Origin of the sequence: Streptococcus sp. HMSC034E03 (genome assembly GCF_001811505.1) — a bacterium.
Classification (GTDB): domain Bacteria; phylum Bacillota; class Bacilli; order Lactobacillales; family Streptococcaceae; genus Streptococcus.
Genome location: NZ_KV804993.1, coordinates 1 through 21,420, shown reverse-complemented (window position 1 = coordinate 21,420; position 21,420 = coordinate 1). Strand labels below are relative to the sequence as shown.

The 21,420-nt window shown below is 39.9% G+C and carries 21 protein-coding genes; 17 read left to right on the top strand and 4 right to left on the bottom strand.

Annotated features, from left to right (window positions below; translation table 11 throughout):
• The first annotated feature begins 55 nt into the window (after positions 1–55).
• Entirely contained in the window at positions 56–787 is a 732-nt protein-coding gene (locus HMPREF2805_RS07140) for an NAD-dependent protein deacylase (protein WP_075231956.1), read from the top strand.
• A gap of 229 nt (positions 788–1,016) precedes the next feature.
• On the opposite strand, the gene HMPREF2805_RS07135 is transcribed toward HMPREF2805_RS07140, so the two are convergent.
• From HMPREF2805_RS07135 to coaA, 3 genes are all read right to left on the bottom strand, one after another.
• On the bottom strand, positions 1,017–1,529 hold the full coding sequence (locus HMPREF2805_RS07135) for a DNA topology modulation protein (protein ID WP_075231955.1): 513 nt from the start codon (positions 1,527–1,529) through the stop codon (positions 1,017–1,019).
• 65 nt (positions 1,530–1,594) lie between these two features.
• Positions 1,595–1,843, bottom strand: coding sequence for a 30S ribosomal protein S20 (gene rpsT / locus HMPREF2805_RS07130; RefSeq protein ID WP_029689628.1), 249 nt, complete (start codon positions 1,841–1,843; stop codon positions 1,595–1,597).
• 52 nt (positions 1,844–1,895) lie between these two features.
• Positions 1,896–2,816, bottom strand: a complete 921-nt coding sequence (gene coaA, locus HMPREF2805_RS07125; RefSeq protein WP_075231954.1) for a type I pantothenate kinase — start codon at positions 2,814–2,816, stop codon at positions 1,896–1,898.
• Between the two features lie 122 nt (positions 2,817–2,938).
• On the opposite strand from coaA, the gene HMPREF2805_RS07120 reads away from it, so the two are divergent.
• The 9 genes from HMPREF2805_RS07120 to HMPREF2805_RS07080 all read left to right on the top strand — a co-directional run bounded on the left by HMPREF2805_RS07120 (position 2,939) and on the right by HMPREF2805_RS07080 (position 11,088).
• Positions 2,939–3,217: a 1,4-dihydroxy-2-naphthoate prenyltransferase gene (locus tag HMPREF2805_RS07120; protein ID WP_075231953.1), complete on the top strand. Its 279-nt coding sequence runs from the start codon at positions 2,939–2,941 to the stop codon at positions 3,215–3,217.
• Between the two features lie 107 nt (positions 3,218–3,324).
• Positions 3,325–3,915, top strand: a complete 591-nt coding sequence (locus HMPREF2805_RS07115; RefSeq protein WP_148131627.1) for a class I SAM-dependent methyltransferase — start codon at positions 3,325–3,327, stop codon at positions 3,913–3,915.
• Positions 3,912–5,195 carry a pyrimidine-nucleoside phosphorylase gene (locus tag HMPREF2805_RS07110; RefSeq protein WP_075231951.1) on the top strand — a complete coding sequence of 428 codons (1,284 nt, stop codon included), beginning with the start codon at positions 3,912–3,914 and terminating at the stop codon, positions 5,193–5,195. Before HMPREF2805_RS07115 ends, HMPREF2805_RS07110 begins: the two co-directional genes overlap by 4 nt.
• Before the next feature lie 17 nt (positions 5,196–5,212).
• The gene (gene deoC, locus HMPREF2805_RS07105) at positions 5,213–5,875 is read left to right on the top strand and encodes a deoxyribose-phosphate aldolase (RefSeq protein ID WP_075231950.1); all 663 of its coding nucleotides are present in this window, start codon (positions 5,213–5,215) and stop codon (positions 5,873–5,875) included.
• Positions 5,862–6,251 carry a cytidine deaminase gene (locus HMPREF2805_RS07100; protein WP_075231949.1) on the top strand — a complete coding sequence of 130 codons (390 nt, stop codon included), beginning with the start codon at positions 5,862–5,864 and terminating at the stop codon, positions 6,249–6,251. The genes deoC and HMPREF2805_RS07100 overlap by 14 nt, the downstream gene beginning before the upstream one ends.
• Before the next feature lie 94 nt (positions 6,252–6,345).
• Complete coding sequence (locus tag HMPREF2805_RS07095; RefSeq protein WP_049527914.1) at positions 6,346–7,401, top strand: BMP family lipoprotein; 1,056 nt, start codon at positions 6,346–6,348, stop codon at positions 7,399–7,401.
• A 141-nt stretch (positions 7,402–7,542) separates the two neighbouring features.
• Positions 7,543–9,078, top strand: coding sequence for an ABC transporter ATP-binding protein (locus HMPREF2805_RS07090; protein ID WP_075231948.1), 1,536 nt, complete (start codon positions 7,543–7,545; stop codon positions 9,076–9,078).
• A complete protein-coding gene (locus HMPREF2805_RS07085) occupies positions 9,071–10,129 on the top strand; it encodes an ABC transporter permease (RefSeq protein WP_075231947.1) in 1,059 nt (352 codons plus the stop codon). Before HMPREF2805_RS07090 ends, HMPREF2805_RS07085 begins: the two co-directional genes overlap by 8 nt.
• Before the next feature lie 2 nt (positions 10,130–10,131).
• Positions 10,132–11,088: an ABC transporter permease gene (locus tag HMPREF2805_RS07080; RefSeq protein WP_061862953.1), complete on the top strand. Its 957-nt coding sequence runs from the start codon at positions 10,132–10,134 to the stop codon at positions 11,086–11,088.
• A 94-nt stretch (positions 11,089–11,182) separates the two neighbouring features.
• Here HMPREF2805_RS07080 and plsY read toward each other — a convergent pair whose 3' ends face one another.
• Positions 11,183–11,824, bottom strand: coding sequence for a glycerol-3-phosphate 1-O-acyltransferase PlsY (plsY, locus tag HMPREF2805_RS07075; RefSeq protein ID WP_075231946.1), 642 nt, complete (start codon positions 11,822–11,824; stop codon positions 11,183–11,185).
• Between the two features lie 215 nt (positions 11,825–12,039).
• On the opposite strand from plsY, the gene HMPREF2805_RS07070 reads away from it, so the two are divergent.
• The 7 genes from HMPREF2805_RS07070 (at position 12,040) to parC (ending at position 21,385) form a co-directional block, all read left to right on the top strand.
• Positions 12,040–12,681 carry an amino acid ABC transporter permease gene (locus tag HMPREF2805_RS07070; RefSeq protein WP_075231945.1) on the top strand — a complete coding sequence of 214 codons (642 nt, stop codon included), beginning with the start codon at positions 12,040–12,042 and terminating at the stop codon, positions 12,679–12,681.
• Between the two features lie 10 nt (positions 12,682–12,691).
• The gene (locus HMPREF2805_RS07065) at positions 12,692–13,321 is read left to right on the top strand and encodes an amino acid ABC transporter ATP-binding protein (RefSeq protein ID WP_075231944.1); all 630 of its coding nucleotides are present in this window, start codon (positions 12,692–12,694) and stop codon (positions 13,319–13,321) included.
• Positions 13,322–13,330: 9 nt separating this feature from the next.
• A complete protein-coding gene (locus tag HMPREF2805_RS07060; RefSeq protein WP_075231943.1) occupies positions 13,331–14,173 on the top strand; it encodes an amino acid ABC transporter substrate-binding protein in 843 nt (280 codons plus the stop codon).
• Positions 14,174–14,320: 147 nt separating this feature from the next.
• Complete coding sequence (gene parE / locus HMPREF2805_RS07055) at positions 14,321–16,270, top strand: DNA topoisomerase IV subunit B (protein WP_075231942.1); 1,950 nt, start codon at positions 14,321–14,323, stop codon at positions 16,268–16,270.
• Positions 16,271–16,282: 12 nt separating this feature from the next.
• The gene (locus tag HMPREF2805_RS07050; protein WP_075231941.1) at positions 16,283–17,545 is read left to right on the top strand and encodes a hypothetical protein; all 1,263 of its coding nucleotides are present in this window, start codon (positions 16,283–16,285) and stop codon (positions 17,543–17,545) included.
• Positions 17,546–17,870: 325 nt separating this feature from the next.
• On the top strand, positions 17,871–18,689 hold the full coding sequence (locus tag HMPREF2805_RS07045) for an aminoglycoside 6-adenylyltransferase (protein ID WP_075231940.1): 819 nt from the start codon (positions 17,871–17,873) through the stop codon (positions 18,687–18,689).
• 218 nt (positions 18,690–18,907) lie between these two features.
• Entirely contained in the window at positions 18,908–21,385 is a 2,478-nt protein-coding gene (gene parC / locus HMPREF2805_RS07040) for a DNA topoisomerase IV subunit A (protein WP_075231939.1), read from the top strand.
• Positions 21,386–21,420: the final 35 nt, after the last annotated feature.

The following is a 21,420-nucleotide window of genomic DNA, read 5'->3' as shown; positions in this document are numbered from 1 at the left end:
ACAGAAGCTAAAGGTTTTCAACTTTTTTAGAACAAAAGGCTTAAGGAGGGGTGAAATGGATAAAATTGAACAACTACAAGGTATCATTGACCAAAGTCAGAGAATTGTCTTTTTCGGTGGTGCAGGGGTTTCTACAGAGTCTAATATTCCAGATTTTCGAAGTTCTGATGGTGTTTATAGTCTTAAGTTGGGTCGCCATTTTACTGCCGAACAACTGGTTTCACGCACTATGTTTGAGCGCTATCCAGAGGATTTTTTTGATTTCTACAAAAAGTATCTGGTCTATCCAGATGCCAAGCCGAATTTAGCACATGATTATCTAGCATTGTTGGAAAAAACAGGCAAATTAAAGGCGATTGTGACGCAAAATATCGATAGCCTCCATGAAATGGCAGGATCTCAGAAAGTTTTGAAACTTCATGGTAGTGCAGATCGTAATTATTGTTTGGGCTGTCATCGCTTTTATGATTTGACTGCCTTTTTGGAACTTGAAGGTCCAGTTCCCTACTGCTTAGATTGTGGCAAGGTGGTCAAACCTGACGTGACCCTTTATGAGGAACCTCTGGATATGGATGTATTTAGTCGCGCAGCTCGAGCCATTCGGCAAGCAGATTTGTTGATCATTGGTGGAACTTCCTTAGTTGTTTACCCTGCAGCTAGCCTAATCAATTATTTTTCAGGGTCAAGTCTTGTCGTTATCAACAAGTCCAGCACTCCTCAAGACAGCCAAGCTGATTTAGTTATCGAAGGTAAGATTGGAGAAGTTTTTTCTAAATTGAGACAATAAAAAACTGAAAGAAGTAGGACTATACTTCCTTCAGTTTTTTTGTATCACGCCTCAGAAACTATGACCAAGATTCTCTTCATTTCTAGGAGAATTTTATTGTTGATTTATAAATTGCTCGAGTTATTTTTAATTGTTGAATAAAAGGAAAAAATGAAGACTTTCTGGATGAAAACCTTCATTTTTTAGTCAATCAGTACATGCTGATTTTAATGAAATGCTACTATATTGTTTACTTTTTTAAAGATCGCAAAAAACAATCGATCTCTGCTTGAGAATGGAGAATGCGCATCTTTTCTCCGTAAGTATTGTTTAAGTATTGGTATCTATCCTTAGCATTTTTTGTTCGACCATCCCAGAGAATCCAACGAATAAATTCCCAGTTGAATTGCTCGGGGCATCCCTTAGCCATACTTTCCCTGACCTTGCCTCGGTATGTAAGGTACCGTTTAAAGGCTCGAAAGAGACAGGTTAATGGCGAAAAATTGAGAAAGATGATTTGGTCAGCTTCCTGCATTCTTTCCTCGTAATAGCACCAAGAATAATTCCCATCAATGACCCAAGCTTCATGCTTGGTGAGAAAGCTTTTCATCTCGGTCAACATCCATTCGCGGTCACTGTCTTGCCAACCAGGTTGAAATTGGAGTGTATCCATGTGAAGTTTTGGGATGGAGTAGTAGAGAGATAACTTTTCAGCTAGCGTTGACTTACCAGCACCAGAATATCCGATAATTGCGATTTTCATAATAATCTCCAGAATAATGTGCACAAAAAAAGCTCCGAGGAGCTCATTTTGTATGCAGTTAATGATTAACCAAGTTTAGCAGCAAGACGTGCTTTATCACGGCTTGCTTTGTTTTTGTGGATCAAACCTTTAGTTTCTGCTTTATCGATAGCTGAGCTGGCAGCACGGTAAAGTTCTTCAGATGGGTTTGCTTCAAAAGCTTTGATAGCAGTACGCATAGCTGATTTTTGAGCTGAGTTTTTTTCGTTTTGTTTAACGTTCAATTCAGCGCGTTTGATAGCTGATTTAATGTTTGCCAATGTTCTTACCTCCATTTTTACTAACTATACCATTATATCTGAAAACTTACGTTTTGACAAGGGAAAATTATTTTTTTAAGTAAATTTCATCAATTTCGTGATTTTTAGATTTATGGAGAATGACCTCTGCACGATTTCGTGTTGGTTCAATGTAATTCTGGAGATTGGTTAGGTTGATACTGGTCCAAACCTGGTGGGCAAAATCCTTGACTTCACTAAGGGGAAGTTGAGTGAAACGGTAGTAATAGCTGCCTGGATCATCCTGAGCAAAGCTAAGAAGTTTTAAGAAACGATCCAAATACCAGCTTTCAATGTCCTCGACTGCGGCATCGACATAGATTGAAAAGTCAAAGAAATCAGTAATATAGAGACGGGCATTATGAGGATTTTGGAAAACGTTGATACCCTCAACAATGACAAAATCAGCGGCTTCTACTCGTTGTTTTTGACCAGGGACAATATCATAGATTTCATGGGAATAAACAGGTATATCAACATCCTGCCCATTTTTGAGTTGGTCTAGGAAATTGAGCAAAGCTTCCATGTCGTAGCTCTCTGGAAAACCCTTGCGGTTGAGAATGTCTTGCTCAATTAAGACACTGTTTGGGTATAAAAAACCATCCGTAGTAACCAGTTCAACACTTGCTCCAGGAACGATACGAGAAAGCAAAATTTGCAAGAGACGACTAGTGGTTGATTTACCGACAGCGACACTTCCTGAAACTCCGATAATAAAGGGCTGTTTTTTGCTCTCTCTTTGAAGGAAAATGCCTTTTGAAAAGGCAAGGTCTTCTTTGGAACGTTTGTAAATCTGAATCAGATGTGCCAGTGGCAGATAGATATCTGTAACATCTTGTAGGCTAATCTGGTCATTGAAACTCTTAATGGAATCTAATTCTTCCTCGGTCAAGGGAGGAGTTGTTTTGCGATGCAAGGATTGCCAAGTTTCGCGGTTTATCTTTTCAAAATGTAAAAATTCGTTGGTCATACTATATCCTCGTTTGATATCTTAGTATACCATATTTTGGAAAGAATGACATCCGATCATTTGAGAAACAGTACTTTCTTTGTTAAAATATAAGTGGGAAAACCTATAAAGGAGGTGCTAAGATGAAAACGAGATTAAGAGATAAGATCTTGGTTTTAATCAGTCTGTTTGTAGTTGTTTTATGGTTATCACCAAACTGGATTAATTTTTCCTTTTCTATCGGACTTCACTCCTATAACTGGACCACTTTTGTTCTTTTTATTTTATTGCCCCTCGTAGGTCTTAGCTACCTTGTGCTAGCATTCTTTGAAAGAAAGTGGTGGCTCTTCTTTTTTGGTTTAGCTTGTATCTTTGCTTTTCCGATTACCATGGCAGTAGGGAGCTTTTTACTAGGGCCCTAATCCTAATCAGAACTTATATTATTTTTGTGGAAATACAACATGATTTAAGGGCTTGATACCTTTGAAAACGATTTACAAATAACTTATTTTTATGGTAAAATAGAACTATGAGTAAAATGTATTATGCAGAAAATCCAGATGCAGTCCATGATGTTCACGAACTTAGAGTTGAGCTCCTTGGGCAAAAGATGACCTTTTTAACAGATGCTGGTGTCTTTAGTAAAAAAATGGTTGATTTCGGAAGTCAGTTGTTGTTAAGATGTCTTGATGTTGAAAAAGGTGAAAAAATTCTTGATGTTGGTTGTGGCTACGGTCCAATAGGCTTGTCTTTGGTTAAGGCTTATGATGCACAGGCGACTATGGTGGATATCAATAACCGTGCCCTGGATTTAGCCCAGCAAAATGCAGTAAAAAACAAGGTTCAAGCGACTATTTTCCAGTCTAATATTTATGAGCAGGTAGAAGGGCAATTCAATCATGTCATTTCGAATCCGCCCATACGTGCAGGCAAGCAAGTAGTTCACGAAATCATCGAAAAAAGTATAGACTTTCTAGTTGACGGTGGAGATTTGACTATCGTTATCCAGAAAAAACAAGGAGCTCCTAGTGCCAAAAGTAAGATGGAAGATGTATTTGGCAATTGCGAGATTGTAAAAAAAGATAAGGGATATTATATCCTTAGAAGTGTGAAAGAATGAGAGTAGTAGATCTAATCCAGAAAAAAAGAGACGGACAAGAACTCAGTTCCAGTGAAATCCAATGGTTGATTGAAGGCTATGTGGCAGGAACTGTTCCTGACTACCAGATGTCAGCATTTGCCATGGCAGTTTACTTCCAAGGAATGACCACGAGAGAAATTTCTGATTTAACCATGAATATGGTTAAGACAGGCCAGGAGTTTGATTTGTCAGCTATAGATGGTGTCAAGGTTGATAAACACTCTACGGGTGGTGTTGGTGACAAGGTAACTTTAATCCTAGCACCCTTGGTAGCCAGTTTTGATGTCCCAGTTGCTAAGATGAGTGGTCGAGGTTTGGGACACACAGGTGGAACAATTGATAAATTAGAATCCATCAAAGGTTTTCAGATTGAACGCAGTCAGGATGAATTTATCAAACAAGTTCAAGAAATTAGAGTTTCAGTTATTGGGCAATCCGATCAACTAGTTAAGGCGGATAAGCTTCTATATGCCCTTCGGGATGTGACAGCAACAGTTGATACCATTCCCTTGATTGCTAGTTCGGTCATGAGTAAAAAAATTGCTGCTGGAGCTGATGCTATCTTACTTGATGTAACAGTGGGTGAAGGTGCCTTTATGAAGACAGTTGATGAGGCACGCCAACTGGCTCAAACCATGGTAAACCTTGGTAAGGCTGTAGGTCGTAAGACAGTAGCAGTTATTACTGATATGAGTCAACCTTTAGGACGTGCCATTGGTAACCGTTTAGAAATCCTAGAAGCTCTGGAAATTCTTCAAGGTAAAGGCCGTCAAGATATTAGCCACTTTATCTGTGAGTTGGCCCAGATTATGCTATCATTAGCAAATGTTGAAAAAACTATTGAGGAAGTAAGGCAACATCTTGAAAATGGTAAAGCTCTCAAGAAATTCGAAGAGATGGTTCTAGCTCAGGGTGGAGACCTAGGAGACCTCTATCGTCCAGTAAAAGTTGACCATGTAGTTGATATTCTTGCTCAAGAGGATGGTGTTATCGTAGAACTTCCAGCCATGGAGTTTGGTCTTTTTGCCATGAGATTGGGTGCTGGTCGTGCCGTTAAAACAGATGCTCTTGACTATGAGACAGGGATTGTTTTTGAGAAGAAAGTTGGAGAATCAGTCAAAAAGGGTGAAATTGTTGCAAAAGTATATGCAAATGGCAAAATTTCTCCGGAACTAGTTACAGATTTCCAAAATTATGTTAAAATTAAGATAAGTGATGAAGCGATAAAAACGCGTGAAATCATTGAAATCATCTCCTAATTTAAGGAAAAAACGAAATGAAACTAAATAAATACATTGATCATACGCTTTTAAAGCAAGATGCTACCGAACAGCAAATCGATCGTTTGCTATCTGAAGCAAGAGAGTACGATTTTGCCAGTGTTTGTGTCAATCCTTGCTGGGTTTCGCATGCAAAAACTGCACTCGTAGATACTGATGTCAAGGTTTGTACAGTAGTGGGATTCCCTCTTGGAGCTACAACTTCAGCTGTCAAAGCTTATGAAACCAAAGAAGCAATCCAAAATGGTGCTGACGAAATTGATATGGTTATCAATGTTGGAGCACTCAAGTCTGGGAATGCTGATTTAGTTGAGTCAGATATTCGAGCAGTTGTTGAAGCAAGTGGAGACAAACTGGTTAAGGTTATTATTGAGGCTTGTTTGTTAACTGATGAAGAAAAAGTTCTAGCTTGTCAGCTAGCTCAGAAAGCAGGAGCAGACTTTGTCAAGACGTCAACAGGCTTCTCAACAGGTGGTGCAACCCTATCGGATGTTAAATTAATGCGCCAGACAGTTGGAGCTGATATGGGGGTTAAGGCTGCTGGTGGAGCTCGTTCTTATGCAGATGCTGTTGCCTTTGTTGAAGCTGGAGCTACTCGTATTGGAACATCTTCTGGTGTAGCAATCTTAAAAGGAGAGTTAGCAGATGGCGACTACTGAATTGATTGACTTAGCGATTGAGACTAGTAAAAAAGCTTATGTACCCTATTCACACTTTCCAATCGGTGCCGTTTTGGTTGCTAAGGATGGATGCGTATATACAGGATGCAATATTGAAAATGCTAGCTACCCCTTGACCAACTGTGGTGAGAGAACAGCTATTTTTAAAGCTGTTTCTGAAGGACAACGTGAGTTTTCAGAATTGATTGTTTATGGTCAAACTGAGAAACCTATTTCTCCTTGTGGAGCTTGCCGCCAAGTTATGGTCGAATTTTTTGAACAAGATCTAAAGGTGACCTTAGTTGCCAAAGATAAATCGACGGTCGAGATGACGGTCGGGGAATTACTTCCATACTCATTTACAGACTTGCATTAGTTAGTCTGCGTCACTCCCTGAGTGACAAGGGTCCTTGTGACCAATCAATCCATACTTGCAACTTCGTTGCGCATCTTATTTAGGAGGTTCAGTAATGAACAAGAAACAATGGCTAGGCCTTGGTCTAGTTGCAGTGGCAGCATTTGGACTTGCTGCATGTGGTAATCGCTCTTCTCGTAACGCAGCTTCTTCATCTTCTGATTTGAAGACAAAAGCAGCTATCGTTACAGATACTGGTGGTGTTGATGATAAATCATTCAACCAATCAGCTTGGGAAGGTCTTCAAGCTTGGGGTAAAGAGCACAATCTTGCAAAAGATAAAGGGTACACATACTTCCAATCAACAAGTGAAGCTGACTACGCTAACAACTTGAACCAAGCAGCAGGAAGCTACAACTTGATTTATGGTGTTGGTTTTGCTCTTCACAATGCGGTTGAAGAAGCAGCGAAAGAACATGCAGACTTGAACTATGTTTTGATTGATGATGTGATTAAAGATCAAAAGAACGTAGCAAGTGTAACATTTGCTGATAACGAAGCAGCTTACCTTGCAGGTGTAGCAGCAGCTAAAACTACTAAAACAAAACAAGTTGGTTTTGTAGGTGGTATGGAATCTGAAGTTATTTCTCGTTTCGCAGCTGGTTTCAAAGCTGGTGTTGAGTCAGTTGATCCATCTATCAAAGTACAAGTAGACTACGCTGGTTCATTTGGTGATGCCGCTAAAGGTAAAACAATCGCTGCAGCTCAATACGCTGCAGGTGCAGACGTAATCTACCAAGCAGCTGGTGGTACTGGTGCAGGTGTCTTCTCAGAAGCTAAATCTTTGAATGAAAGCAAAAACGAAGGCGATAAAGTTTGGGTTATCGGTGTAGACCGTGACCAAGTTGAAGAAGGTAAATATACTTCTAAAGATGGTAAAGAATCAAACTTCGTACTTGCTTCTACTTTGAAACAAGTCGGAACAACAGTTCAAGATATCGCAAACAAAACTGAAAAAGGTGAATTCCCTGGCGGTCAAGTGATCGTTTACTCATTGAAGGATAAAGGGGTTGATCTAGTAACAACTAACCTTTCTGAAGAAGGTAAAAAAGCTGTTGAAGATGCAAAAGCTAAAATCCTTGATGGAAGTGTAAAAGTTCCTGAAAAATAATGGATGAAAGTCATTTCTTAGGGGAGCGGCCTGTGGCCGCTTCTTTAAGAATTGAGACAAAGTGTTTTGTCTCAATAGAGCTTGCTAAGTTTCTTTAGCAGGTTTTATTGAAACAAAATAAAACTCTGAAAGGAAGAGCACATGGCACACGAAAATGTCATTGAGATGCGTGAAATTACCAAAGTTTTTGGTGAATTTGTCGCTAACGACAAAATTAACCTAGAACTTCGTAAAGGTGAAATTCATGCACTTTTAGGAGAAAATGGAGCTGGTAAGTCCACTCTTATGAACATGCTAGCAGGCCTTCTGGAACCGACTAGTGGTGAAATTGTGGTTAACGGTCAAGTTGTGAAACTAGACTCGCCATCAAAAGCCGCTAGCCTAGGAATTGGGATGGTTCACCAGCACTTTATGTTGGTTGAAGCTTTCACAGTTGCTGAAAATATCATTTTGGGAAGTGAATTGACCAAAAATGGTGTCCTAGATATTGCTCGAGCAACTCGAGAAATTAACGAACTATCGGAGCGTTATGGTCTTGCTGTGGATCCTTCTGCCAAAGTAGCAGATATCTCTGTTGGTGCTCAACAACGTGTTGAAATCTTAAAGACACTTTATCGTGGTGCCGATATTCTTATCTTTGACGAACCAACTGCCGTTTTGACGCCATCAGAAATCGATGAGTTGATGGCTATCATGAAGAACCTGGTTAAGGAAGGTAAATCAATCATCTTGATTACCCACAAGTTAGATGAGATTCGTGCTGTGTCTGACCGTGTTACAGTTATCCGTCGTGGTAAATCTATCGAGACTGTTGAGATTGTTGGTGCAACCAATGCTGACCTAGCAGAAATGATGGTCGGACGTTCAGTTTCCTTCAAAACTGTGAAGCAGGCACCTCAACCAAAAGAAGTTGTACTGTCCATTAAAGACTTGGTTGTTAATGAAAACCGTGGCATTCCTGCTGTTAAGAATCTCTCACTCGATGTTCGAGCTGGTGAAATTGTCGGAATTGCGGGTATTGATGGAAATGGTCAATCTGAATTAATCCAAGCTATCACAGGACTTCGTAAGATTGAGTCTGGTAGTGTGGAATTGAAAGGTCAGTCCATTGTAGGATTGCATCCACGTCAAATTACTGAACTGAGCGTTGGTCACGTTCCGGAAGACCGTCACCGTGATGGTTTGGTCTTGGAAATGATGATTTCTGAAAATATCGCTCTTCAAACCTACTATAAAGAACCTCTTAGCAAAAAGGGAATTTTAAATTATACGAATATCATTGACTATGCAAAAAAATTGATGCAAGAGTTTGATGTTCGCGCTGCTAGCGAGATAGTACCAGCAGCAGCACTCTCAGGAGGAAATCAACAAAAAGCGATTATCGCTCGTGAAATTGATCGAGATCCTGATCTCCTTATCGTCAGCCAACCAACTCGTGGTCTGGATGTCGGTGCCATTGAGTACATTCACAAACGTTTGATTGAAGCACGTGATAATGGTAAGGCTGTCCTTGTAGTCAGCTTTGAGTTGGATGAGATTTTAAATGTCTCTGACAGAATTGCCGTTATCCACGATGGTAAGATTCAAGGGATTGTGATACCAGAAACAACCAACAAGCAAGAGCTTGGTGTCTTGATGGCTGGTGGTAACTTGGAAAAGGAGAAGAGTGATGTCTAAAAAATTACAACAAATTTCGGTTCCCTTGATTTCTGTTTTCCTTGGAATCTTGCTTGGAGCCATCGTCATGTGGATTTTTGGCTATGATGCCATCTGGGGCTATGAAGAATTGTTCTATACGGCCTTTGGTAGTGTTCGTGGTATCGGTGAAATTTTCCGTGCTATGGGTCCGTTAGTCTTGATCGCTCTAGGGTTTGCAGTTGCAAGTCGTGCTGGCTTCTTTAACGTTGGTCTTCCAGGACAAGCTCTCGCTGGTTGGGTTCTTAGTGGCTGGTTTGCCCTGACTCATCCTGATATGCCACGTCCTTTGCTGATTCTCGCAACCATTATCATTGCGCTAGTTGCAGGGGGGATTGTTGGTGCGATTCCAGGTGTTCTTAGAGCTTATCTTGGAACATCTGAGGTTATTGTTACCATCATGATGAACTACATTGTTCTTTATGTGGGAAATGCCTTTATCCACCACTTCCCTAAAGAAATCATGCAAAGTACTGACTCATCTATTCGTGTTAGTGCCAATGCAACCTATCAGACACCATGGCTTGCTGAGTTAACAGGAAATTCTCGTATGAACATCGGTATTTTCTTTGCTATCATTGCAGTCGGTGTTATCTGGTTCATGCTTAAAAAGACAACTCTAGGTTTTGAAATTCGTGCAGTTGGTTTGAACCCAAATGCTTCTGAATATGCAGGTATTTCAGCTAAACGCACCATCATCCTATCAATGATTATCTCAGGTGCCCTTGCAGGTCTAGGTGGAGCAGTAGAAGGACTTGGGACCTTCCAAAACGTTTATGTCCAAGGTTCATCATTGGCGATCGGCTTTAACGGAATGGCGGTAAGTCTACTTGCTGCAAACTCACCGATTGGAATTCTATTTGCAGCCTTCTTGTTTGGAGTACTTCAAGTTGGAGCACCTGGTATGAATGCTGCTCAAGTGCCATCTGAGCTTGTAAGTATCGTTACAGCCTCAATTATCTTCTTTGTCAGCGTTCACTACATCATCGAACGCTTTGTCAAACCAAGAAAACAACTTAAAGGAGGTAAATAAGGATGTCGATTACAACAATGTTAACCCTTATGGTTTCTTCAATGTTGATTTACTCAGCACCACTTATTTTCACAAGTATCGGAGGAGTTTTCTCTGAACGTGGTGGAGTTGTTAACGTTGGTCTTGAAGGAATCATGGTCATGGGTGCCTTTTCTGGAGTTGTTTTTAACCTTGAATTTGCTCAAGATTTGGGAGCAGCGACTCCTTGGTTGGCTCTTCTAGTTGGTGGATTAGTCGGAGCTATCTTCTCGCTCATTCACGCAGTGGCTACAGTTCATTTCCGTGCTGACCATGTTGTCAGTGGTACTGTGCTAAACTTGATGGCGCCCGCCTTGGCTGTTTTCTTGGTAAAAGTCCTCTATAACAAGGGGCAAACGGACAACTTGGTTCAAACCTTTGGACGTTTTGATTTCCCAGTCTTGGCCAATATTCCATTTCTAGGAGATATCTTCTTCAAGTCAACCAGTTTACTTGGTTACCTTGCAATTGCTTTCTCATTCTTAGCATGGTTTATCCTTTTCAAAACACGCTTTGGACTTCGCCTTCGTTCAGTTGGTGAACATCCACAAGCAGCGGATACATTGGGAATCAATGTCTACAAGATGAGATATTTGGGTGTTGTGATTTCAGGTTTCCTTGGGGGAATCGGAGGAGCTATCTATGCTCAGTCAATTTCTGTTAACTTCTCAGTTACGACCATCGTTGGACCTGGATTTATTGCTCTTGCTGCTATGATTTTCGGGAAGTGGAATCCTGTCGGAGCTATGCTTTCAAGTCTCTTCTTCGGATTATCACAGAGTTTGGCAGTTATTGGTTCACAACTTCCTTTCTTACAAGGAGTTCCAACTGTTTACTTGCAGATTGCACCATATCTCTTGACCATCGTCGTCCTAGCAGCCTTCTTTGGAAAAGCTGTTGCGCCGAAGGCGGATGGTATCAACTATATCAAATCTAAATAAACACAAACGAGGCTGGGAAAAATCCCGACCTCGTTTTTTAGTATTTGAAATGAAAATCTGGCGAAAACTTCATTTTTATATCCCATCCTCTTCTCTATTTTTTAGAGTTTTGATGGGTGAGATTTAGTCCCCAAGGAACTAGGTTCTCGGTTTTGTTTTGAATACGATTGATATTATCCTTATGACGTATGATTACAATTCCCGCGAGTGCTATGATAATAAGAGTGAAGAGGAGATCGTAATTACTTAAGATAAAGCCGAAGAGTGGAAAAATTAGAGCTCCCAAAACAGCAGCGAGAGCAGCAGTAACACTAGAGAGAGAAATCATGCTTCCTAGATATAGAGTTCCGAAGAAAACAACTGCTAGATAGAGGCAAAATAGAGGAGCAAATCCGAAAATGACTCCAGCACTGGTTGCGACAGCCTTACCTCCCTTAAATCCTGCAAAAATTGGAAAAGTATGCCCGATTACGGCCAAGAGACCAAAAATGAGAGGAGAGATTCCTTGTACATGGAAGATAAGGGGAAGTAGGGTTGCGATGGTTCCTTTGAAAAAGTCAATCACGAAGGTTGCCATACCCGCTTTCTTACCTAAAATACGGAAGGTATTGGTTGTTCCAGTATTGCCAGAACCATGTTCACGTATATTTATCTTAAAGAAGGCTAGTCCAATCCAAAGTCCTGAAGGGATAGAACCCAATAAATAAGCTAAAATTAATAATACTATTGTCATCATGCTTCTATTATACCATGAAATAGGAGAGAAACGGAAAGGAATCTTTTCTCAAATTGTGACATCTGATTCTTTATGTAAGTAGAAAATTTTTCTCATGAGCACTATTGTTCGGAAATTAAGGCTAAAGTTTTAAAAATTCATGAAAGTTTCTGAAATTCCTTGATTTTGTGTTTATTTATGCTATAATGAGAACAATTATTTTTAGGAGGTGGAGTATGTCTTACTTATTCGAGATATTACCAAGTTTATTGAGCGGTGCGACAATGACCTTACAAGTTTTTGCACTGGTCTTACTTTTTTCAATCCCTTTAGGCATTTTGGTTGCCTTTTGCTTACAGGTCCATTGGAAACCCCTCCATTACATGATTGATATCTATATCTGGGTGATGCGCGGGACACCCTTGCTCTTGCAACTAATTTTTATTTATTATGTCCTACCAAGTATCGGAATTCGACTCGACCGGGTGCCTGCTGCGATTATTGCCTTCACGCTTAATTATGCAGCCTACTTTGCTGAAATTTTCCGTGGAGGAATTGCAACGATTCCTCAGGGGCAATACGAAGCAGCTAAGGTTTTGAAATTTAATCCTATTGATACCGTTCGTTATATCATTTTGCCACAGGTGACCAAGATTGTCTTACCAAGTGTATTTAACGAGGTTATGAGTTTGGTTAAGGATACTTCTCTGGTCTATGCGCTCGGTATTTCTGATCTGATTCTAGCTAGTCGTACTGCAGCCAATCGTGATGCCAGCTTGATTCCAATGTTTCTAGCAGGAGCTATCTATCTTCTCATGATTGGTATTGTTACGATTATAGCTAAGAAACTTGAGAAGAAGTTCAGCTACTATAGATAGGAGGTTATCCATGTTAGAGTTAAGAAATATCAGCAAAAAATTTGGAAAAAAAGAAATTTTATCCAATTTCAGTTTAACAATTCCTGAAAAGCAGATTTTGGCCATCGTTGGACCTTCTGGTGGTGGGAAGACAACCTTGCTTAGAATGTTAGCTGGACTTGAAACCATTGATTCAGGTGAGATTTTTTATAATGGAGAATCCCTACCTTTGGATGAACTTGAAAAGCGTCACTTATTAGGTTTTGTTTTTCAAGATTTTCAGCTTTTTCCTCACTTATCCGTTATGGAGAACTTGATTTTGTCACCCATCAAAACTATGGGGCTGTCTGAAGCAGATGCCAAGAAGAAGGCAACCGACTTACTCGCTCGTCTGGGGCTCGAAGCTCACGCAGATGCTTATCCATACTCATTATCTGGTGGTCAAAAGCAACGTGTTGCCTTAGCACGCGCTATGATGATAGATCCTGAAGTGATTGGTTATGACGAACCAACTTCAGCCCTTGACCCAGAGTTGCGTCTCGAGGTTGAAAAACTGATTCTACAAAATCGGGAACTAGGCATGACTCAGATTGTGGTAACCCACGATCTCCAGTTTGCAGAAAATATTGCAGATCAGATTCTCAAAGTAGAGCCTAAGTAGGAGGTGTCTATGAATCGAAAGAAAATCACACTTGTTTTGGTATTCTTACTTGCTTTTTTCCTAGTAGGATGCACACAAAAAGCTAGTGATCCCAAAGTTGATAATTGGGACAAGTACCAAAAACAAGGCACGATAACCATTGGATTTGACAATACCTTTGTTCCCATGGGGTTTGAAGAAAAAAATGGTCAGTATGCTGGATTTGATATTGATTTAGCCCAAGCTGTTTCTGAGAAACTTGGTTTCAAGGTACAGTTTCAACCCATTGATTGGGATATGAAGGAAACCGAACTTCAAAACGGGACCATTGATGCAATCTGGAATGGATATTCGGCGACTGATGAACGCCGTGAGAAAGTAGCTTTTACCATTCCTTATATGGAGAATCAGCAGGTTCTCGTTTCTAAAAAATCGCAAAATATCCAATCAGTGTCTGATATGACAGGCAAGGTTTTGGGAGCCCAAGCAGGTTCCTCTGGTTATATAGATTTTGAAGCTCAACCGGAACTCTTAAAAAATATTGTAAAAGATAAGAAGGCAAACCAATATCAAAGTTTTACAGAAGCCTTGATTGACCTGCAAAATGATCGGATTGATGCTCTTTTAATTGACCGTGTTTATGCCAACTATTATCTTAAAACGGAAGGAATCTTGGACCAATATGAGATTTTTCCAGCCGGTTTTGAGAGTGAGTCATTTGCGGTCGGAGTAAGACCAGCGGATAAGACCTTATTAGCCAATTTGAATGAGGCTTTTGTGGAACTCTATCAAGAAGGAAAATTCCAAGAAATTAGCCAAAAATGGTTTGGTGAAGATATTGCAACAAGTCAAGTTAAAGGAAAAGAAAACTGAGACTCTCGTCTTGGTTTCTTTTTTTAGGGCGGGAATGAGTGATTTTTTTACTAAATAGGACTTGTGAATAGGCTTTTAACTTGAAAATTTTGCAAAATCCTTAGAAAACCTGTAAAATAGAAAAGATGAACAAATAGGAGGTTCCTTGTGTCAAAAAAGGAAATCAATATTAACAATTATAATGATGACGCCATTCAGGTGCTAGAAGGGTTGGATGCAGTCCGTAAACGTCCAGGGATGTATATCGGATCGACTGACGGTGCTGGGCTACATCACCTTGTTTGGGAAATTGTCGATAATGCAGTCGATGAAGCCTTATCTGGATTTGGTGATCGCATTGATGTAACGATTAATAAAGATGGAAGTTTAACGGTTCAAGACCACGGACGTGGGATGCCGACTGGGATGCACGCTATGGGGATTCCAACGGTTGAGGTCATCTTTACCATTCTCCACGCTGGAGGAAAATTCGGTCAAGGTGGTTACAAGACTTCTGGCGGTCTCCACGGGGTTGGTTCTTCTGTTGTGAATGCCCTCTCTAGCTGGCTCGAAGTAGAAATCACTCGTGATAGTGCAGTCTACAAGCAACGCTTTGAAAATGGTGGGAAGCCAGTAACCACTCTTGAAAAGGTTGGAACGGCACCTAAGTCTAAAACAGGTACCAAAGTGACCTTTATGCCGGATGCTAGTATCTTTTCTACGACAGACTTCAAGTACAATACCATTTCAGAGCGTCTCAATGAGTCAGCCTTTCTCTTGAAAAATGTAACCTTGTCATTAACGGACAAACGAACAGATGAAGCAATTGAATTCCATTATGAGAATGGGGTACAAGACTTTGTTTCTTACCTCAATGAAGACAAGGAAACCTTGACGCCAGTCCTTTACTTTGAAGGCGAAGATAATGGTTTCCAAGTAGAAGTAGCCCTCCAATATAATGATGGATTTTCAGATAACATCTTGTCCTTTGTTAATAACGTTCGTACTAAAGACGGTGGAACGCATGAGACAGGACTTAAGTCTGCTATTACCAAGGTTATGAATGACTATGCACGTAAGACAGGTCTTCTCAAAGAAAAAGATAAAAATCTTGAAGGGTCAGATTATCGTGAAGGATTGGCAGCTGTACTTTCTATCCTAGTTCCTGAAGAACATTTGCAGTTTGAAGGACAGACTAAGGATAAACTAGGAAGTCCACTTGCTCGTCCAGTTGTGGATGGGATTGTGGCAGATAAGTTGACCTTCTTCCTTATGGAAAACGGTGAGTTAGCTTCAAATCTGATTCGTAAGGCAATCAAGGCGCGTGATGCTCGTGAAGCAGCACGTAAGGCGCGTGATGAGAGTCGTAATGGTAAGAAAAATAAGAAAGATAAGGGATTGCTTTCTGGGAAATTAACCCCAGCCCAGTCTAAAAATCCAGCTAAGAATGAACTCTACCTAGTCGAGGGTGACTCTGCCGGTGGTTCTGCTAAGCAAGGCCGTGACCGTAAGTTCCAAGCTATCTTGCCTCTTCGTGGTAAGGTTATCAATACAGCCAAGGCTAAGATGGCAGATATCCTCAAAAATGAAGAAATCAATACCATGATTTATACCATCGGTGCAGGTGTTGGAGCAGACTTTTCTCTTGAAGATGCTAACTATGATAAGATCATTATCATGACCGATGCGGACACCGATGGTGCCCACATTCAAACCCTCCTCTTAACCTTCTTTTATCGCTATATGCGTCCACTAGTCGAGGCAGGACATGTCTATATCGCCCTTCCTCCTCTTTACAAGATGTCAAAAGGGAAAGGTAAGAAAGAAGAAGTGGCCTACGCTTGGACAGATGGTGAGCTAGAAGAACTACGTAAGCAGTTTGGTAAAGGTGCGACCCTTCAACGCTACAAGGGACTTGGTGAGATGAATGCGGACCAACTATGGGAAACAACCATGAACCCAGAAACTCGTACCCTCATCCGTGTTACGATTGAAGACCTAGCACGCGCAGAACGTCGCGTCAATGTCCTCATGGGTGACAAGGTCGAACCACGCCGTAAGTGGATTGAGGATAATGTCAAGTTTACGCTGGAAGAGAGTGGGGAGATGGTGTTTTAGGGAGAAAAATATATGGATAAACAAAAATTGATATCTTTTTTCTTTGATTTTACTGGAATGGATTTGGACAAGCTTTTAGAGGGGCTGGGAATAGATGAAAAACTTGAACGCCGAAAAATTCAAAATGTAGTAAATGATTTTGAAAAATATATATTCGAGAGACATGGCGAAAATCCGAGTTATGATGGTATATCCAAAGTCTGGAAGGAAAATCAAGTTTTTGAAGAGCTTATAAAAATTCGGTATACATTGAATAGTGAATATAAGGGTTATGAAGAATTTAAAAATCATCTCAAAACAATGATTGGTAGCCAAGACTTTGATATTGTTCTGTTTTTTGAATTGATGGATGAATTGAACAAACTCTTGATTGAAGAAGTTAAAAAAGCGTCTAATTTTACAATAGCTGACATTGCTACTATGAATCATCTGATAGAAGCTAATCAAGTTGTGAATTCTAACTCTCAAAATAAAGAAGTAAGTGGAGGAGGAGAAAATCAAAATTTTGATAATAAACAAGTAGAAGTTAATTCTAAAGATAAACCAATCCCCCATTTAGCTTCCTCAATTTTCTTTGATAATAGATTTTATGAATCTTTTCCAGATTGTGATAATAAGAACTTTAAAGTATATAATGACCAAAAAGTAATAATTGATCGTTTAACAAATTTCTTTGAAGATTTCAATTATTTAGAAGTTTCACCTATCCGGAAGGTCAGAGGATCCTCTTATGAAGATATATCCAGATTACAATTTGAAGACGGAAAAATACTTATGAGAATAGCTAATTCAACGTTATCTTATGAACTAAAAATCAACAGATTGGTGGCTTTTAATTCTCCAGGGTATTGGAATAAGTTTATTATGATTGAGGTTGATGGAGATGTTCCGGCAAAGATAAGAGGGGATGCAGATGATTGCGAATCGAATAGTATTGCTAAAGACTACGCTTATTCTGATGGTGATTATTATTCTATAACAAGTTATAATACTAAAAGATTTACTGAAAACGGTATGCTACAAACAATCGATGGAGAATTAAATGTAAGAACAAGATTTTTGAAGAAGCATAATTTTTTCATAGTGCCACGCTTTCACCCATTAGCTTGTGACCAAGATTGTTATTATAAAGCAGAAGAAAGTCTTGATGAGTTGCTTTCGTGTTGTGATGAAATGGCGGAACTGATTTTCTTAAAAGTTTCTAATTTATTGAAAACAACGAAAAGAACCTATAATGACTCCAGGGAAGATAGATATGTATATTGTTATAGATAATGTCGTATAATGCGTAATCTTCTTCATGTGATTTTATTGTTCCTAATTTTTCTCATGTTTTTAATGACTAACAAGTTATTGTATCGAGAGAAAATACTTCTTTATGATTACTAACTTAGTAAATCAACTAATTGTTAGTGATTATTTAATATTTAGATCGGTTTATAGTACAAGGTGAAAAATTTTAATAGCTAGGTGAAAAAAGTTATAAAGCTCATATCAAAAATAGGTTTAGAATTTGATAATGAAAGAATCTAGTAGATAGCCTACTTTATAGACATGTTTTTTACAACACTCAAAAAATAATAACTAATAAGGTATTAAAATGAGAACAGAAACAGAAATGCTTGACCTGATTTTACAAATAGCTAAAAAGTTACAGGTTGATGCTGTGGCTCTGTCTGGCTCAAGAACAGAGGATCAAGCTCCAAAAGATGAATTTCAAGACTATGATATTGTCTATATTGTAGAGAATCTGGACGAGTTGATTTCAGATTTATCTTGGATAGACCAGTTTGGTACGTGTAACATTGAGCAACATAATATCCTAGGTAACCGTCGTCTCTACCTCATGCTCTTTGAAGATGGTAACCGTATTGATTTGACTCTATGTCCTAAAGTGCATATCAAGGAGTGGGTAGAAAGCGAAGCGGATTTCACGGTGCTAGAGGACACTAAGGGCTTGTTTGCGCCATATTCTTCAAATCCTCAGCGTTACTGGACAAGTCCAGCTACTGAGAAGGATTTTAAAAAAGCCTGCAATGAATTTTGGTGGGTTTCTGCCTATGTAGTCAAGGGCATTTGTCGCAATCAAGTCATTTATGCAACGGATCATCTCTACAATATTTGCCAGCAAGAACTCTTGAAAATCTTAGCTTGGCAGGTAGCAAGTGATAGAGGAGTAGTCGACATCGGTAAGAACTACAAGTACCTCTTTAACTACTTGCCTGCTGAGAAGGAGAAGGAATTCTCTGCTCTTCTTGATTTCTCAAGTTTAGATAAAATCACTCAGTCTTTATTAGCAACCATGGAATTTTTCCACCAAGAAGCTCAATATCTTGCTAACAAGATGGGCTTTGAATACGATAGGGAAGTAGCTGAGAAGATGATTAAGTATGCTGAGGAAAAACTTCTAAATCACTAAGAAAATAAAGAACATAATTCATAACTTTAAACTACAGAAAGGATAGTTTAGTTATATAAAGTAACTGAAATTCTTTTCTATAAAATCTACTCTACATTCTTTGAAAGGAGTTGAACACGCCCTAAATGCTGTGTGAAAAAGATAAATTCTCTTGAGAGCGTCGCTCGCTTTAAGAATTTCCTATTTTCACTTTGCATTTTACGGGCTTTGTATCCTATATGAGTAACATTCAAAACATGTCCCTGGAGGACATCATGGGAGAGCGCTTTGGTCGCTACTCCAAATACATCATTCAAGACCGGGCTTTGCCAGATATTCGTGATGGATTGAAGCCGGTTCAACGTCGTATTCTTTATTCAATGAATAAAGATGGTAATACCTTTGACAAGAGCTACCGTAAGTCGGCTAAGTCTGTCGGGAACATCATGGGTAATTTCCACCCACACGGGGATTCTTCTATCTATGATGCCATGGTCCGTATGTCTCAGGATTGGAAAAACCGTGAGATTCTGGTTGAAATGCACGGGAATAACGGTTCCATGGACGGAGATCCACCTGCGGCTATGCGTTATACTGAGGCACGTTTGTCTGAGATTGCAGGATATCTCCTTCAAGATATCGAGAAAAAGACAGTTCCCTTTGCTTGGAACTTTGACGATACCGAGAAAGAGCCAACTGTCTTACCAGCAGCCTTTCCAAACCTTTTAGTCAATGGTTCAACTGGGATTTCAGCTGGTTATGCCACAGATATTCCGCCGCATAATTTGGCTGAGGTCATTGATGCTACGGTTTATATGATTGACCATCCGACTGCCAAGGTTGATAAGTTGATGGAATTCTTGCCTGGGCCGGATTTCCCTACAGGTGCGATTATCCAAGGCCGTGATGAAATCAAAAAGGCCTATGAAACTGGTAAAGGGCGCGTGGTTGTTCGTTCCAAAACGGAAATTGAGAAGCTTAAAGGTGGTAAGGAACAAATCGTTATCACTGAGATTCCCTATGAGATTAATAAGGCTAACTTAGTCAAGAAAATCGATGAAGTTCGTGTCAATAACAAGGTGGCAGGTATCGCTGAGGTTCGTGATGAGTCTGACCGTGATGGTCTTCGCATCGCTATTGAACTTAAGAAAGATGCGAATACCGAGCTTGTTCTTAACTATCTTTTCAAGTATACTGACCTACAAATCAACTACAATTTCAATATGGTTGCGATTGACAATTTCACCCCTCGTCAGGTTGGGATTGTACCAATCTTGTCTAGCTATATTGCCCACCGTCGTGAAGTGATTTTGGCGCGTTCTCGCTTTGACAAGGAAAAGGCTGAAAAACGTCTCCATATCGTGGAAGGTTTGATTCGTGTCATCTCTATCCTGGATGAAGTTATTGCCCTTATCCGTGCTTCTGAGAACAAGGCTGACGCTAAGGAAAACCTCAAGGTCAGCTATGATTTTACAGAAGAACAGGCTGAGGCCATTGTTACCTTGCAATTGTATCGTTTGACCAATACAGACGTTGTTGTCTTGCAAGAAGAAGAAGCAGAACTCCGTGAAAAGATTGCCATGCTTGCAGCTATCATCGGTGATGAACGAACTATGTACAATCTCATGAAAAAAGAGCTTCGTGAGGTCAAGAAGAAATTTGCGACACCTCGATTGAGTACTTTAGAAGATACAGCTAAAGTCATTGAGATTGATACAGCAAGTCTTATCGCTGAAGAAGATACTTATGTCAGCGTGACTAGGGCAGGTTATATCAAGCGTACTAGCCCTCGTTCCTTTGCAGCTTCAACGCTGGAAGAAATTGGCAAGCGTGATGATGATCGTTTGATCTTTGTTCAATCTGCCAAGACAACCCAGCATCTCTTGATGTTCACGACTCTTGGAAATGTCATCTACCGTCCTATCCATGAATTGGCAGACATTCGTTGGAAGGATATCGGGGAGCATCTGAGCCAGTCTATTACAAACTTTGAAACCACTGAAGAAGTACTTTACGTCGAAGTGGTGGATCAGTTTGACGATGCGACGACCTACTTTGCAGCGACTCGCCTTGGACAAATCAAACGGGTAGAACGCAAAGAATTCTCTCCATGGAGAACCTATCGTTCTAAATCTGTCAAGTACGCTAAGTTGAAAGACGATACTGACCAGATTGTAGCAGTAGCTCCGATTAAATTGGATGATGTTCTGTTGATCAGTCGAAACGGTTATGCCCTCCGCTTTAACATCGAAGAAGTGCCAGTTATCGGTGCCAAAGCTGCAGGGGTCAAAGCCATGAATCTCAAAGCAGATGATGTGATACAAGCAGCCTTTATCTGCAATACATCTTCTTTCTATCTTTTAACGCAACGTGGAAGCTTGAAACGTGTTTCAATAGAGGAAATTCCAGCAACCAGTCGTGCCAATCGTGGTCTTCAAGTCTTGAGAGAATTAAAGAGTAAACCCCATCGCGTATTCTTGGCTGGAGCGGTCTCAGAACAAGGATTTGTTGGAGATCTCTTTAGTACAGAAGTAGAAGATGGAGAACAAACGCTTGTGATTCAATCAAATAATGGAACGATTTACGAATCAATCCTACAAGATTTGAATCTATCAGAACGTACAAGCAATGGAAGCTTTATCTCAGATAGCATTTCTGATGAAGAAGTTTTTGATGCTTATCTCAAAGAAATCTTTAAAGAAATCAAAGAAAATTAAAAAGGCTCTCTGTCAACTGTAGTGGGTTGAATAAA